The organism is Pseudomonas sp. Irchel s3h14, assembly GCF_900187425.1.
In the GTDB taxonomy this organism is placed as follows: Bacteria; Pseudomonadota; Gammaproteobacteria; order Pseudomonadales; family Pseudomonadaceae; genus Aquipseudomonas.
In genome coordinates this window covers 150,987-166,915 of record NZ_FYDJ01000003.1, presented here as the reverse complement: position 1 = coordinate 166,915, position 15,929 = coordinate 150,987, and the positions used below count along the sequence as shown (strand labels likewise).

Annotated in this window: 12 protein-coding genes; 4 read left to right on the top strand and 8 right to left on the bottom strand. The window is 61.2% G+C overall.

Annotated features, from left to right (window positions below):
• Window positions 1-59: 59 nt before the first annotated feature.
• Window positions 60-188, top strand: coding sequence for a PA1414 family protein (locus CKW16_RS32470; protein WP_007914492.1), 129 nt, complete (start codon window positions 60-62; stop codon window positions 186-188).
• Between the two features lie 381 nt (window positions 189-569).
• Here CKW16_RS32470 and CKW16_RS07375 read toward each other — a convergent pair whose 3' ends face one another.
• The 5 genes from CKW16_RS07375 to speB form a co-directional block, all read right to left on the bottom strand.
• A complete protein-coding gene (locus CKW16_RS07375) occupies window positions 570-1,295 on the bottom strand; it encodes an MBL fold metallo-hydrolase (RefSeq protein WP_095127840.1) in 726 nt (241 codons plus the stop codon).
• An 86-nt stretch (window positions 1,296-1,381) separates the two neighbouring features.
• Window positions 1,382-2,761, bottom strand: coding sequence for a sodium:solute symporter (locus CKW16_RS07370; protein WP_095127839.1), 1,380 nt, complete (start codon window positions 2,759-2,761; stop codon window positions 1,382-1,384).
• A gap of 153 nt (window positions 2,762-2,914) precedes the next feature.
• Window positions 2,915-4,417, bottom strand: a complete 1,503-nt coding sequence (locus tag CKW16_RS07365; RefSeq protein WP_095127837.1) for a cytosine permease — start codon at window positions 4,415-4,417, stop codon at window positions 2,915-2,917.
• Between the two features lie 54 nt (window positions 4,418-4,471).
• Entirely contained in the window at window positions 4,472-4,879 is a 408-nt protein-coding gene (locus CKW16_RS07360) for a nuclear transport factor 2 family protein (RefSeq protein WP_008153222.1), read from the bottom strand.
• Between the two features lie 9 nt (window positions 4,880-4,888).
• Entirely contained in the window at window positions 4,889-5,839 is a 951-nt protein-coding gene (gene speB / locus CKW16_RS07355; protein ID WP_008153224.1) for an agmatinase, read from the bottom strand.
• A gap of 304 nt (window positions 5,840-6,143) precedes the next feature.
• Between speB and CKW16_RS07350 the strand changes: the two genes are divergently transcribed.
• Both CKW16_RS07350 and CKW16_RS07345 read left to right on the top strand, forming a co-directional pair.
• Window positions 6,144-7,040: a LysR family transcriptional regulator gene (locus tag CKW16_RS07350; protein ID WP_008153227.1), complete on the top strand. Its 897-nt coding sequence runs from the start codon at window positions 6,144-6,146 to the stop codon at window positions 7,038-7,040.
• Window positions 7,041-7,054: 14 nt separating this feature from the next.
• On the top strand, window positions 7,055-7,651 hold the full coding sequence (locus CKW16_RS07345; RefSeq protein WP_095127835.1) for a tRNA-uridine aminocarboxypropyltransferase: 597 nt from the start codon (window positions 7,055-7,057) through the stop codon (window positions 7,649-7,651).
• 114 nt (window positions 7,652-7,765) lie between these two features.
• Here the strand turns inward: CKW16_RS07345 and CKW16_RS07340 are convergent, their stop codons facing one another.
• From CKW16_RS07340 to CKW16_RS07330, 3 genes are read right to left on the bottom strand one after another with little or no spacing between them, the layout of a single operon-like run.
• Window positions 7,766-9,145: an HlyD family type I secretion periplasmic adaptor subunit gene (locus CKW16_RS07340; RefSeq protein ID WP_095127834.1), complete on the bottom strand. Its 1,380-nt coding sequence runs from the start codon at window positions 9,143-9,145 to the stop codon at window positions 7,766-7,768.
• Window positions 9,146-9,154: 9 nt separating this feature from the next.
• Entirely contained in the window at window positions 9,155-11,314 is a 2,160-nt protein-coding gene (locus tag CKW16_RS07335) for a type I secretion system permease/ATPase (protein ID WP_095127833.1), read from the bottom strand.
• A gap of 18 nt (window positions 11,315-11,332) precedes the next feature.
• Complete coding sequence (locus CKW16_RS07330) at window positions 11,333-12,691, bottom strand: TolC family outer membrane protein (RefSeq protein ID WP_095127832.1); 1,359 nt, start codon at window positions 12,689-12,691, stop codon at window positions 11,333-11,335.
• Between the two features lie 592 nt (window positions 12,692-13,283).
• Here CKW16_RS07330 and CKW16_RS32465 point away from each other — a divergent pair.
• The coding region (locus CKW16_RS32465; protein WP_256580456.1) for a retention module-containing protein at window positions 13,284-15,929 on the top strand (2,646 nt) is incomplete at its 3' end.

Genomic DNA, 15,929 nt, shown 5'->3' with positions numbered 1-15,929 from the left:
TATCAGTGCGAAGTGGCTACAGAATTTTCGCCACTCGGCACTACCCTGAAGGGGGCACCATGAAAGAGAAAATCCAAAACTGGCTGCACGACCTGGGTGTTGCACTCGGTTTGATCGAACCGCCTCTGCAACCTGTGCCTATTCGCACTGACGACGAACAACGCCGACGCCAGCAGCGCCGCCGGTAAGCGTAACGCAGCCGTTGCTGTAGCAGCTGCCGAGCACCGCGAGGCTGCGTTCGGCTCGGGCCGCGTTCGGACGGAGCAGGCGTAAACCCTGCGTGCAGGATTTTCCTGACACACCGCATCGTCTGACTTCACGACGGCTTCGCAGTCGAACGCAGCCTCGCGGTGCTCGGCAGCTGCTACAGGGGCGCGCGAGCTCAAGGGGTGGCAAACTCAATGCCGCCCGATCTCCATTAAAAACCGACTCAAGTCATTCGCTGTCCTGGCGGTCTTGAGCATCTGATCTTCCAGATGGAAGATCAGCTCTTCGATATCTTCTTTATCCAATCCCAATTGCGCCAGGCTCGCGTTGTCGTCGAAGTCATCCTGAATCTCCAGCAGGCTTCAGGCGTGCGAGCGCTGCCACTCGTCAATCATCGTGCGCAAATGCTCTCCGGAAAAACTCCCGAAATGCCCGCCGTGCACCGTGCGGATCGGCAACTCGCGCAAACGCTGCAGGCTGCGGGCGTAGTCGTCGAGGTTGGAGTGATAGGCGTCTTCGATCAGTGGCCCGTCGTAGATGATGTCGCCGCTGAACAGGGTCTCGGTCGCCGCTTCGTAAAGGCTGATGCCGCCCGGTGAATGCCCCGGTGTGTGCAGCACTTGCAGCGTGCGGTTGCCCAGATCCAGCACGTCGCCTTCTTCGATCAGGCCGGTGGCTGGCGCAGCTTTGACCCGGTATTCGGCGTAGCACAACGGGCAGTCGGGGTGAGCCTCGAACATGTCGTCGCCGACAAAGGCTTTGCTCAAATCGTTGTCGCCGTCGGGTGCGGCGAGGATGTCCGCTTCAGCCGGATGCACCAGCCGCTCAGGGAATTCGTGGTGCCCGGCGATGTGGTCGAAATGGCAATGACTGGCCACGGCGACCAGCGGCCGTTCGGTGATCCACGGCAGTTGCTCGCGCAGGCTGACCAGCCCGGAACCGCTGTCGAGCAGCAAGTCCTTGTCGCGACCCTGAATGTGCCAGAGGTTGCAGCGATAGAAGGGGCGGATGTAAGGCTCGTGAATCAGGCGAATGCCGTCACTGAGCTGTTTCACCTCGAACCATTGATCGCGAGAAACAATCTTCATCAAAGGTTTTTCTCCAGACGAAAAAAAACGGGTGTGGCAACCGACGCCACACCCGTCGAAGAAAGCATCAAGTCGTTATGTTCAGCTTAGGCGGCGCTGGCCACCACTGCAGGGCGAGGGGACAGCAAGCTGACCACCACGAAACTCACCAGACCTACGCCGAGGCTGTAGTAGATCGGGGTGTTGGCGTCCATACCGTCCTTGATCATGAACACCAGCGCGGTAGCAAAGCCCAGGCCCATGCTGGCGATAGCGCCGGCGGTGGTTGCGCGTTTCCAGAAGATCGCACCGATCAGCGGGATCAGCATGCCACCCACCAACAGGTTGTACGCCAGGGTCAGGGCGCTGATCACGTCATTCACGACCAGAGCGATGCCGAGTACCACGATGCCGGTCAACAGGGTGAACAGGCGGTTGATGCCCAGCGTCGACTGTTTACCGCCGCGCAGTTTCGGCAGCAGGTCTTCGGTCAGGGTGGTGGCGGCGGCGAGCAGGCCGGCGCTGGCGGTGGACATCATGGCCGCCAGGGCAGCCGCAATCACCAGGCCACGGATACCGTCCGGCAGGGACAGTTTGACGATGGCGGCGAAGGCGTTGTTGACGTTGTCCAGGTCCGGGATCAGCACATGAGCGGCCATGCCGATCAGGGCGCAGGCCAGTCCGTAAAGGATGCAGTAGAAGCCTGCGAATGTACCGGCGACCTGAGCCACTTTGGCGCTCTTGACGGTGAACACACGCTGCCAGATGTCTTGGCCGATCAGGATCCCGAAGAAGTAGATCATGAAGTAGGTGATGATGGTGTCCCAGCCAATCGCGGTGAAGCTGAAGGCGGTGGCCGGCAGTTTCAACACCAACTCATCCCAACCACCGACGCGGTACAGGCAGATTGGCAACAGGATGAACATCAGGCCCACGGTCTTGATGACGAACTGGACGATGTCGGTCAGGGTCAGGGACCACATGCCGCCGATCGCCGAATAAATCACCACCACGCCACCGCCGACCAATACCGACAGCCAGAACGGCAGGTCGAACAGCACTTGCAGCACGGTGCCAATGGCCAGGATCGAGACCACGCCGATCATCAGCGCATACGCCAGCATGATCACCGCGCTCGCGGAGCGGGCCATCGGGTTGTAGCGTTTTTCCAGCACCTGGGTAACGGTGTAGATTTTCAGTTTCAGCAGCGGTTTGGCGAGGAACAGGTTCAGCGCCACGATCCCGCAACCGAGGGCCGCGCAGAGCCAGAAACCGGAGATGCCATGGACGTAGCCCAGGCGCACGGTGCCGACGGTAGATGCGCCGCCCAGAACGGTAGCGGCCATGGTGCCCATGTACAGGCTCGGGCCGAGGTTACGACCGGCGACCAAAAAGTCTTCGTTGGTCTTGGCCTTGCGCATGCCGTAGTAGCCGAGTATCAGCATCGCGGCGGCGTAGATGAGTACGACGAATAAATCCAAAGCCATGATGGCGTGTCTCCGATTGTCTTTTTTATGGTGAGGCGAAAATCAAACTTTTCTGTAGGAGCAAGGCTTGCCCGCGATGGGCGCGCCGCAGTCGATCAGGCCGACCGCGTTATCGTTCTTCGCGGGCAAGTCGGGTCGCCGCATCGCTCGCTCCTACACCATCGCCGGTTTAGCGAGCGAATCCGTGCCCTTGCTGCGTGGATCGTTTGGACCGAACACCGCGGCCGATTCCGGGAACAGGCTCAACAGCGCCAGGTACACCAACGATGCCAGGCCAAGGGTGACCGGCAAGCTGATGTCGATGCCGCCGGCCAGTTCACCGAGCGGACCCACGAACTGCCCAGGCAGGTTCACAAAGCACAAGCCCACCGCAGCACTCGGGATCCAGGCACCCAGCCCACGCCAGTTCCAGCCATGCGTGAACCAGTAACGACCACCTTTCTCGCCGCGGGTGAACACTTGCAGGTCATCCGGGCAGTAGAAGCCGCGACGCACCAGCAGACCGATGATCATGATCACCATCCACGGGGTGGTGCAGGTGATGATCAATACGGCGAAGGTCGACACGCTCTGCACCAGGTTCGCCGCGAAGCGTCCGATGAAGATGAAGGCAATCGACATCACGCCGATCAGCAGCGTGGCCTTGACCCGCGACAGCACACGAGGGAACACGCTGGACATGTCCAGCCCGGTGCCATAGAGCGAGGTGGTGCCGGTGGACATGCCGCCGATCACCGCAATCAGGCACACCGGCAGGAAGAACCAGCTCGGCGAGACGGCCAGCAACCCGCCGACGTAGTTGTTGGCGGCGATGTAGTCCGGTGCCTTGATCGCTACGATGGTGGCGGTGGCGAGGCCGAACAGGAACGGGATGAAGGTTGCGATTTGCGAGATCACCACGGCGGCCATGATGCGGCGCTTGGAGGTTTCACGCGGGATGTAACGCGACCAGTCACCGAGGAACGCGCCGAAGGAAATCGGGTTGCTCATGGCTACCAGCGCCGCGCCGATGAAGGCTGCCCAGAAACCCAGTTGGCCCATGCTGACGGTGCCGGCGTAGTTCACATCGAACGGACCGACGAAGGCGAAGATGCCCAGCAGGAACAGCAGGCTGGCGCTCCACACCGCGATCTTGTTGACCCACAGCAGGAAGCGGAAACCGTAGATGCACACGGTCAGCACCAGGATCGCGAACAGACCGTAGGCCAGGCCCAGGGTCAGGTCGGTTTCCGGCAGACCGATCAGGCGTTTGGCGCCACCGATCAGCGCATCACCCGAGCTCCACACCGAGAGCGAGAAGAAGGCGATGGCGGTCAACAATGACAGAAACGAACCGACGATCCGTCCGTGCACGCCGAAGTGCGCACCGGAAGACACGGCGTTGTTGGTGCCATTGATCGGGCCGAACAGACCCATTGGCGCAAGGATCAGCGAGCCCAGCAGCACGCCCAGCACAATCGCCCAGACGCCCGCCTGAAAAGACAGGCCGAACAGGACCGGGAAACTGCCGAGCACGGCGGTGGCAAAAGTGTTGGAACCACCGAAGATCATCCGGAACAAATCCGTCGGGCCTGCGGTGCGTTCACTGTCCGGGATCTGTTCGACCCCGTAGGTTTCAATGTGCGTAAGGCTTTGGTCTTTGTTGTTGTTATTCATGATCAGCTCCGATCATAAAGGCGCGCTCATCGTGTGTGAGCGTCACCTGTTTGGCTAAGGGGTTGGCAGCCCTTCCGGCATCGCGGACAAATGTTCGTGGCAGGCCAGCCATAGGCCTTGTTGTTGTCGGCGAAACACAATCGTCTCGCGCTCCTGGCTGAAGTGTTGCTCCCCTTGCATGCGCAGCTCGGTGGCCACGTCATGAATGAAAATCGCCACGTCACCCTGCAGGCTGACGAAGGCGTTGCTCGAGGTGCACGAAAGCACCTCGAAGCCATCCTCCGAGCGCCAGGTGTCCCACAACGCCTGATAGGCATCGCGCGACAGCAGGGGTTGCTCGAGGGTGTAGAACACGAAGCTGGCGTCGGTGCTGAACGCACCGAAATAGGCTTCGCGATCATTACGGGCGAAGGCGGCTACCAGATCGGCAGCGGCCTGGAGTACCTGATCACGTTCGTTCACGACCAATCCTCAGCGATGGACTACGCCAGGCAGTACGCAGAGCATTTCGTACAGCAGGTTGGCGGCCAGCAGCGAGGTGTTGCCGGTGGTGTCGTAAGCGGGCGAGACTTCTACCAGATCGCAGCCGACCAGGTCGAGGCCTTGGCAACCGCGAACGATTTCAATCGCCTGAATGGTCGTCAGACCACCGATTTCCGGGGTGCCGGTGCCTGGCGCCCACGCGGGATCGATGCCGTCGATGTCGAAACTCAAGTACACCGGACCGCCGCCAACTTTCTCGCGAACTTCGGCCATCAGCGGGGCCAGGGATTTGTGCCAGCACTCTTCGGCCTGAACCACACGGAAACCTTGATTACGGCTCCAGTTGAAGTCGTCAGCGGTGTAGCCCTGAGCGCGCAGGCCAATTTGCACCACACGGTCCGGATCCAGAAGGCCTTCTTCGACAGCGCGACGGAAGGTGGTGCCGTGGGCGATTTTCTCGCCGAACATGTGGTCGTTCACATCAGCGTGAGCGTCGATGTGCACCAGGCCGACCTTGCCGTGCTTCTTATGAATCGCACGCAGGATTGGCAGGGTGATGGTGTGGTCGCCGCCGAGGGTCAGGGGGATCACATTGTGTTCGAGGATCTTGTGGTAGGACTCTTCGATGATCCGTACCGCGTCCAGCAGATTGAACGTGTTGATCGCCACGTCACCGATGTCGGCAACCGACAGCGAGTCGAACGGTGCTGCGCCAGTAGCCATGTTGTACGGGCGGATCATCACCGATTCAGCGCGGATTTCGCGAGGCCCGAAACGGGTGCCGGGGCGCAGCGAGGTGCCGATGTCCAGCGGGACGCCAACGAAGGCAGCATCCAGACCGGCAGCGGTTGGCACATGGGGAAGTCGCATCATGGTGGCGATGCCGCCGAAGCGCGGCATTTCATTGCCGCCCAGTGGTTGGTGAAGAATCTTGTCCACGGGTAGGGCCTCATCGTCGTTGTTTTATTTATGTCGGTTGCGCAGGTCGGGGAGACGCAGGCACCGCTGTGGGCCGATTCTGCGAAATGTAGTGGCCGGGAAGAATCGCTACGGACAAATACTTAGTTCAGATTTTTCTAAACTAATGGTCGCGGCGGCGATAGACTTCTCCGCACGATCGTTCCCACGCTCTGCGTGGGAATGCATCCACGGACGCTCCGCGTCCCGCTCTTTTGTGCATGTGACGCAGAGCGTCACGGGCTGCATTCCCACGCAGAGCGTGGGAACGATCTATGGAGTCACCATGGCCAACGCATTACCCGACCTGAAACTGTTGCGCATCTTCGTCAGCGTGGTTCGCCATCAGGGGTTTGCCAACGCCCAGCAAGAGCTCAACCTCTCGACCTCGGCCATCAGCACTTACATGAGCCAGCTCGAAGCCGCCCTCGGCCTGGTCCTCTGCCATCGCGGTCGCGGTGGTTTCAGCCTGACCAGCAAGGGCGAACTGTTCCACCAGGAAACCCTGCGTCTGCTCGGCGAACTCGAAGGCTTCGAGCAATACGCTGCGGCGCTCAAGGGCGAACTGCGCGGCACCTTGAACCTCGGCGTCATCGACTCCACCGTCAGCGACAAGGCCTTGCCCTTCGCCGAAGCCATTGGCGCTTACAGCCAGGAACACCCGGCCGTGCATTTGCATTTGTCGGTCATGAGCCCTTACGAGCTGCAACTCGGCGTGCAGGACAACCGTCTCGACCTGGCCATCGGCGCGTTCTCCACGCGCATGAGCGGTCTGGTCTACATGCCGCTGTACCGCGAACAACACTGGTTGTATTGCAGCAGTCGTCATCCGCTGTTCACCGAGCGGCGCATTCCCGAGCAAGTCATCACTCAGCAACGCATGGTTGGCCGCGGCTACTGGAGCCAGGCGGAGCTGGCACGCCACGGTTTCAAGCACAGCGCGGCGACGGTGGAAAGTATGGAGGCGCAGCTGATTCTGGTGCTGTCCGGCGCCTACATCGGTTACCTGCCGGAGCATTACGCCCAGGCGTGGGCTGACAAGGGTGATTTGCGCGTGCTGCTGCCGGCGACTTTCGGCTATCAGGCGCCGTTTTCGATGATCGTGCGTCGTGGCCGCAGCCGCGAGCCGCTGATCCAGACCTTCCGCGACTTGCTCAAAGCGCAACTGAATCAGGCTGCTTAACGGAAAAAGAAGAAATGTCCAGAATCCAATGTCCGCGCTGCCTGCGTCCGCAAACCCATTGCCTGTGCTCGCTGATTCCGAGCCTCGACAGCCGCACCCGAGTGCTGTTGTTGCAGCATCCGAGCGAAGTGAACCATGCGCTGAACACCGCGCGGTTGGCGGCGTTGGGGTTGAAGAATGCCGAGTTGATAGTGGGCGAGGTGTTCGAGGATTTGCCGGCATTGTTGAATCAGCCGGGTTATCAGGCGCGGCTGCTGTTTCCTGCCGATGATGCGCAGCCGTTGCAGGCTTACACGGCAACTGATCAACCATTGTTGCTGGTCGTCCCGGACGGCACCTGGCGCAAGGCGCGCAAGATGCTGCACCTCAACCCATTGCTGGCGGCGTTGCCGAGGGTGACGTTGGCGCAGGGCGGGGTGTCGAGATATCGATTGCGCAAAGCACCGGGGCCGGGCGCGTTGTCGACGGTAGAGGCGATTGTCCAGGCGTTGCAGACCCTCGAAGCACCGACCACTTTCGAGCCGTTGTTAAAACCGTTCGAAGCGTTGATCGAGGGGCAGATTGCGGCGATGGGGGAGGAGACCTACCAAAAGAATCACGGCCACCGATGATCGTTCCCACGCTTTGCGTGGGAATGCATCCAGTGACGCTCTGCGTCACATTCGGGAAGGGACGCGGAGCGTCCCGGGCGGCATTCCCACGCGGAGCGTGGGAACGATCACTGTCTATCTTTCGCGCATCGCCTCGGTCCGGGCTTTAAGCACCGGTTTGAGCAAGTAATCCAGCACACTTTTCTCCCCGGTAATGATGTCCACCGTCGCCACCATCCCCGGAATGATCAACAACGGTTTCACATCCCCGCCCAAGTGATTCTTATCAGTGCGCACCTGAATCAAATAGAAGCTGTTGCCTTTGTCATCCGTAATCGTGTCCGCCCCAATCAACTCCAGCTTCGCAGTCAACCCGCCATAAATCGTGTAGTCGTAAGCACTGAACTTGACCATGGCTTTCTGCCCCGGATGCAGAAACGCCACGTCCTGCGGCCGGACCTTGGCCTCGATCAGCAAGTTGTCTTCAATGGGCACGATTTCCACCATGTCGCTGCCCGGCTGGACCACGCCGCCGATGGTGTTGACCTTCAGCACTTTGATAATCCCGTGAACCGGCGACACCACTGTGGTGCGGGTTACGCGGTCATCGATAGCAATGCTCGATGCCGTGATTTTCGACAGATCGGTGCGTTTTTCATTCAGCTCTTTCGCCGCGTCGGAGCGGAAGGATTGTTCGGACTCATCAATCTTGCTTTTGATCTCATTGATCGCCGATTCCGCACGGGGAATCGCCAGGGTCGTGGCGTTCAATGAACCGCGAATCTCCACCGCGCTGCGTTTGAGTCGCAGGATTTCCACCGGCGAAACCGCCCCGGTGCCCACCAGCGGCGCGGACATGTTCATCTCTTGTTGCAGCAGCGCCAGGCTTGAACTGTATTGGCCCTGCTTGGAGCGGAATTCTGCCAGCTCCTGGGCTTTTTGCCGAAGTTGCTCACTCAAGGTGCGCTGTTCGCTGGCCAGTCGCCGTTGCCGTTGCTCGTACAGCGAGCGCTCGTCTTCGGCCACTTGCGGCGCCTTGGCGATCACTTCGGGGGAGAGCTTGAACGGCCGGCCTTCTGCTTCAGCCGACAGCCGTTCGACCTGCGCGGTCAGCGCATAACGATCCGCCTCGCTTTCGCCCTTGTTCGACAGGAATCGAGTGTCATCGAGGCGCAGCAAGGTGTCGCCCTTGTTCACCATTTGCCCTTCGCGCACGAAGATCTCAGTGACGATGCCGCCTTCCAGGTTCTGGATCACTTGAACCTTGCTCGACGGAATCGCCTTGCCTTCGCCCATGGTGACTTCCTGCAGCACCGCAAACTTGGCCCAGACTACAGCGGTGATAATCAGCGCGGCCGCCAGCCACACGGTGATCCGCGACCAGCGTGGTGAGTCCTGCAACGAGGCACCCGCGGTTTCCGGCATGAATTCGCTTTCGGCGCTTTTGCTGAAACTGCCGAAGTAGCCGCGCGGCTTCGAATCAGAGCGCGACGCGTCGGATGATGAACGGGCCATGGCTAGCTCCTAGACAGCCGCAGAGCCGACACGGCCCTTGCGCAGTGCATCGATGACCGCTTCTTTTGGACCGTCGGCGACGATCCGCCCGTTGTCCAGCACCACCAGCCGATCCACCAGGCTGAGCATCGAGGTGCGGTGGGTGACTAGCAGCAGAGTTTTGCCCTGGACCCAGCGGTGGAGTTTTTGCCGCAGAATGTCTTCGCTGCTGTTGTCCATGGCGCTGGTGGGTTCGTCGAGCAACATGATCGGCGGATCCAGCAACAAGGCGCGGGCCAGCAACACCGTCTGACGTTGCCCGCCGGACAGCAGTTGTCCGCGTTCACCCACCGGCCGGTCGAAGCCTTGCGGATGCTGACGCGCCAGCTCGGTGACACCGGTCAGTTCAGCGACTTCGAGCATCCGTGAATCGCTGATATAGCGTGCGCCAAGGGTCAGGTTGTCGCGCAGGCTGCCGGCCAACAGCGGCAGGTCATGGGCGACGTAACCGATTTGCTGACGCAGATCGGCGACGTCCAGTTGCCGCAGGTCCAGGCCATCGAGCAGCAGCTGGCCTTCTTCCGGCGCGTAGAAACCCATCACTAGCCGCGCCAACGTACTTTTGCCCGAGCCGCTGCGACCGATGATGCCGATCCGCTCGCCGGGTTTCACGCTGAAGCTGATGTTGGCCAGGGCCGGAGCGTTCTGGCCGTTGTAGTGGAACGTCACACTGCTGACGTCTATCGCGCCTTGCAGTTGCGTGCGTTCAAGCGGCCGTTGTTTGGCGTCGCGCTCCTGCGGCAAGGACATCAGCGCATCGGTGCTTTTCATGGTCAGTTGCGCTTGCTGATAGCGCGTGATCAAACCGGCAATCTGCCCCAGCGGCGCGAGCACCCTGCTGCCGAGCATGTAGGTCGCCACCAGCGCGCCGACGCTGAGGTTGCCGGCGATGATGCTGTAGACCCCGGCGACGATGGTCGCCATGCCGCAGAATTGCTGGATGAACAGCGTGCCGTTGGTGGCCAGCGCCGAAAGGTTGCGCGCATGGCTGTCGAGGCGGGTGAGGGCGCCGTGGGTGCTTTCCCATTTGTGCTGGCGTTCGCTTTCGGCGCTGCAGGCCTTGAGGGTTTCCAGACCGCCGAGGGTTTCGATCAGCAGCGCCTGGCGTTCGGCGCCCAGGGTCAGGCTTTTCTGTACGGTGTCGCGCAGGCGCACCTGGATCACCATCGCGAAGATGATCGTGATCGGAAACGCCAGTAACGGAATCACCACCAGCCAGCCGCCGAGCAGGCCGATCACCACCAGCATCAGCACGGCAAAGGGCAGATCGATCAGGCTGGTGAGGGTCACGGCGGTGAGGAATTCCCGCAGGCCCTGAAAGTCGTGAATGCTTTGGGCAAAACCACCGATGGTCGCCGGCCGGGCTTTCATCGACATGCCGGTAATGCGTTCGAACAACGTGGCCGAAAGGATCACGTCGGTTTTCTTCCCGGCGGTGTCCAGCAGGTGCGCGCGGACCACCCGCAACACCAGTTCGAAACCGGTGCCGATCAGCAAGCCGATGGACAGCACCCACAACGTCGACGTGGCCTGGTTCGGCACCACCCGATCGTAGGTCTGCATTACGAACAGCGGCACCATCAACCCCAGCAGGTTGATCAGAAAACTCGCCAGAATCGCATCGCTGTACAGCCACTTCGACAGCTTCAAAGTGTCGCGAAACCACGCCTCCACCCGCGGCACCAGTGGTGAGCGCAAGTCTTCGAGTTCGTGCCGCGGCCGAGCGAACAAGGCTTGGCCGCTGTAATTCTCGGCCAGTTCGTCCGTGCTGACCCATTGCTCACCGCCGTCGGCTTCGCTCGGCAAAATCAGCAACTGCCCGTCATCGCCGAAGCGTCGTAGAACGGCCGTACGGCCGTTGTTGAGGATCAGCATCACCGGCAGGTTGAGGGCGGAAATATCCGCCAGTTCCCGGCGCAGCAATCGCGCCTGCAAACTGGCCCGGGCCGCTGCGCGAGGCAGCAGGTCCAGGCTCAATCGCTGTTTGTTCAGGGGCAGCCCGGCACTCAGGCTGGCGCGACTGACCGTCGCGCCATGGAGTTTGCAGAGGATCAACAGACCGTCCAGAAGCGGGTCATCGAAGCTCAGACGCGGATCGACACCGATGTTGCCGGATTCCATGCTGGTCACATTGATCTCTCCACAGGCCTACTTCAGTTCAGGCAAACGGGCTTCGTTTTTTACTTCCGTGGAGGCGATCGCATCGGCGGGCAACACCACCCGTTGTTTGCTCAGCAACTGACCCATATTCGCCAGCACGCGGTACATCGAGAACTCCTCGGTGTAGCGCACTTCGGTGTAGCGGCGGTTGGCGTTGTAGAGCTCGTTTTCACTGTCCAGCAGGTCGAGCAGGGTGCGTTGACCGAGGCCGAACTGGTCCTGATACGCCACGCGTACGCGTTGGCTGGTATCCGCGTATTCGCGGGCGGTCGGGGTTTGTTTCTTGGCATTGACCATGGCGTTCCAGGCCAGGTGAATGTTCTCGTTGAGTTGGCGCAAAGCATTGTTGCGGATGTCCATCGCCTGGTTGATCTGGTGCGCATTGGAGGCCAGGCGAGCCTTGTCGCTGCCACCGCGGAACAGGTTGTAGTTCATCACCACGCCGACTCGCCACTCGTTGTCGTGGCCTTCATCGCCCTGCACGTTGTTGTTCGCACCCACGGCGGCTTCGGCGTCGAAGCGAGGGTAGAACGGCGACTTGGCAACTTCGTACTGGCTCTCGGCCGATTGCACATCGGCTTGGGCGGATTTCAGGTACGGGTTGTTTTCCACCATGCTTTGCTGGGCTTCCGGCAGGGTGGCGGGCAGTTCGCCGCGGGTCGAGGGCGGGGCTTCGAGTTCATCGGGCAGGCGCCCCACGACGGCGTAGAAGTTCGACTCGGCATCCGCCAGATCGACTTCAGCGGTATCGAGGTTGTTTTGCGCCAGTGCCCGGCGAGCGACGGACTGGTCGGAGTCGGCGGTGCTGCCGATACCACGCTGGGTGCGCAGACCGATCTGATCGTTGACCCGCATGTGAGCTTGCAGATTGTTCTTGGCCAAGGTCACCAGTTCGCGGCGCTTGAGCACTTCGAGGTAGACCTCGATGGTGCGCAGGGCCAGATCCTGAGCAGTGCCCTGAGCGTAATAGGCCCGGGAATTGACCACACCTTTGGTGCGCTGGACTTCGTTGGAGGTGTTGAAGCCATCGAAGAGCATCTGCCGCAGACGCAATTCCGATTGGGTGTAGGTCAGGATTTCGGTGTGGTGATTACCGAATGCCCGGGTGCTGGTGTTATCGCTGTACCCGCGCCCGTAGGCGGCATTCAGATCAACCGATGGATAAAATCCTCCCTTGGCGACTTTCACTTGCTCATCGGCCGAGAGGCGGCTGTCTACACGCGACGCCAACTCCGGGTGGGTCGCGATGGTGCTCTGGATTGCCTCCGTCAATGACATGGCTTGAGCCTGAGAAGTGCAGGCCATGGCCAACAGAATTGCGCTGCAGAGCGGGGTTAATACGCGCATGGGTGCCTCTCCCTGATTCCTAATGGTGCTTATTAGTCGCCAAATATTTGACGGCATTTATAGTGAAAACCGTTTCATGCTTGTAACAACAGAGCTAAGAACATTCTGGGGAAAACCATAGAAGAATTTTTCATAAGACTTATGCCAAAAAAAACTTATGCACTCCGTAAAATCCAGCACATTGTTCACTCCGAAAGCCCTTGATTTATGAGCGTTAGGGCGCTTAACAGGGCTTGAGGAAAGTTCCAAACCACATATCGATATAGGGCGGGGAAGTGCTGGAGGGGAGGGAAGCGGACGGTTTTGAGGTGACGGTTTTTTGTCACCTTGGTGGATCAAAACCGTTACGCATCGCTCAAAGGACGACTTGTTGCGCAATTGGATCCCGATGCCATTGATTGCAGAGGGTTTTTATCCCGCAGCAGACACGTCGCCCGCGAGCGGCACGCTTGGCGAGAACGGCGCCAGGGCAGCGGCTTACTTCAGGTAACCGCTGCCAGCAGGCGATTCCGCCAGGCAACCCGTTGGAGCCAGGAGCACGTTCTTCGCAAAAACAGGATGCCGACAGCGGTTGGCAGCGGAGGAAGTGCACATGGCTACGCTCATCGGTATTGTCAGTAAGGTCATTGGTCAGGTGTTCGCGGTTGCGAGCGATGGCACCCGACGCGCGCTGGTCGAGGGGGACCGGTTATTCGCCGGCGATCAACTGGTCACCGGGGCCGAAGGCGCGGTGGCGGTGCATCTGCAAAATGGCCAGGAACTGACCCTCGGGCGCGGCAGCAGTATGGAGATGACGCCTCAGTTACTCGCGCATCAGGCGCCCCATGTGGACACCGCTGAAGCGGTGACGCCAACTCAGGCGCAACTGACCGATGTCGAGCAACTGCAAAAAGCGATCGCTGCCGGCGACGACCCGACCCAGACTGCGGAAGCCACGGCGGCCGGACCGGGTTCGAGCGGCGCACCTGGTGCACTGGGCGGCGGCCACACGTTTGTCATGCTTGAAGAGGTGGGCGGGCGGGTCGATCCGACCATTGGTTTTCCTACCGCAGGTTTCAACGGCATTCCCGTGGTTCCCTTGGAACGGGTGGCCGGTGACCCGGACAACGGCGACAACGGTGCAGGTGATTCAGGTGGTGCAGGCGGTTCAGGTGGTTCAGGAGGGTCAGGCGATGTTCCTGTAACACCAGTAGTTCCTGATGTGCCGAACAATCCGGTGACCCTCACCGGCCTGTCGATGGCAGGGGGCGAACTGACCCTCAATGAGGCCAACCTGGCCGACGGTTCGGCCCCCAACCCTGAGGCACTGACCAAGACCGGCACGTTCAGCGTGTCTGCTCCTGACGGGCTGACCAGCCTGAGCATCGGTGGGATCAACGTGATCAGCGGTGGCGTTGCTGCCGGCTTCCCGCAGTCGATCACCACCCCGTTGGGCAACACCCTGACCGTCACCGGCTACAACCCGGCCACGGGGGTTGTGAGTTACAGCTACACCCTCAACGACAATGAAACCCATCCGGCCGGTGACGGCGCCAACAGCATCACCGAGAATGTCGACGTCGTCGCCACCGATACGGACGGCAGTTCGGCGACCGGGCAAATCAACGTCAACATCGTCGATGACCTGCCGACCGCCAACCCCGACTCGGCCGCGGTCGCAGAGGGCGGCATCGTCAGTGGCAACGTGCTGTGGAACGACGTTGGCGGCGCCGATGGCCTCGCCGCAGAGGGGACGGTGGTCGGCGTGCGTGCCGGTTCAGGCACCTCGACCTCGGCCGTTGGCGGCCTCAACAGCCAGATCAATGGCACCTACGGTTACCTGACGCTGGACGCCAACGGCAACGCCGCCTACCACAGCAACCCGAACGCCGTGAGCGGTCCCGGTGCGACCGACGTGTTCACCTACACCGTGCGCGATGCCGACGGTGACCAAAGCACCACCACCATCACCATCGACGTGCACAACAGCTGCATCAGCGCGGTCAGTGACAGCGACGTGACCGTCTACGAAAAAGCCCTCGACCTGAACCAGGATGGCCAGGATCTGGCGCCCGGCACCGTTACCGGGAGCCTGCCGGGCAATACCGGCGAAACCGCCAGTGGCACGCTGGTCGGTTCGGTCAGCGGCGCGGTCGGTGCGATCACCTACACCCTGATCGGCAGCGCCACCGGCGCCTACGGGCAAATCCTGCTCAACCCCAATGGCACCTACACCTACACCCTGACCTCGCCGGCCAGCACCACGCCGAACGCCAACGACGGGCCGAACACCCTGAGCGAAAGCTTCACCTACAAAGCCACCGATGCCCTGGGCAACAGCACCACCAGCACCATCGTGGTCAACATCGTCGATGATCAGCCGACCGCCACCCCCGACTCGGCCGCGGTCGCAGAGGGCGGCATCGTCAGCGGCAACGTGCTGTGGAACGACGTCGGCGGTGCCGATGGCCTCGCCGCAGGGGGCGCAGTGGTCGGTGTGCGGGCCGGTTCAGACACCTCGACCTCGGCCGTTGGCGGCCTCAACAGCCAGATCAATGGCACCTACGGTTACCTGACGCTGGACGCCAACGGCAACGCCGCCTACCACAGCAACCCGAACGCCGTGAGCGGTCCCGGTGCGACCGACGTGTTCACCTACACCGTGCGCGATGCCGACGGTGACCAAAGCACCACCACCATCACCATCGACGTGCACAACAGCTGCATCAGCGCGGTCAGTGACAGCGACGTGACCGTCTACGAAAAAGCCCTCGACCTGAACCAGGATGGCCAGGATCTGGCGCCCGGCACCGTTACCGGGAGCCTGCCGGGCAATACCGGCGAAACCGCCAGTGGCACGCTGGTCGGTTCGGTCAGCGGCGCGGTCGGTGCGATCACCTACACCCTGATCGGCAGCGCCACCGGCGCCTACGGGCAAATCCTGCTCAACCCCAATGGCACCTACACCTACACCCTGACCTCGCCGGCCAGCACCACGCCGAACGCCAACGACGGGCCGAACACCCTGAGCGAAAGCTTCACCTACAAAGCCACCGATGCCCTGGGCAACAGCACCACCAGCACCATCGTGGTCAACATCGTCGATGATCAGCCGACCGCCACCCCCGACTCGGCCGCGGTCGCAGAGGGCGGCATCGTCAGCGGCAACGTGCTGTGGAACGACGTCGGCGGTGCCGATGGCCTCGCCGCAGGGGGCGCAGTGGTCGGTGTGCGGGCCGGTTCAGACACCTCGACCTCA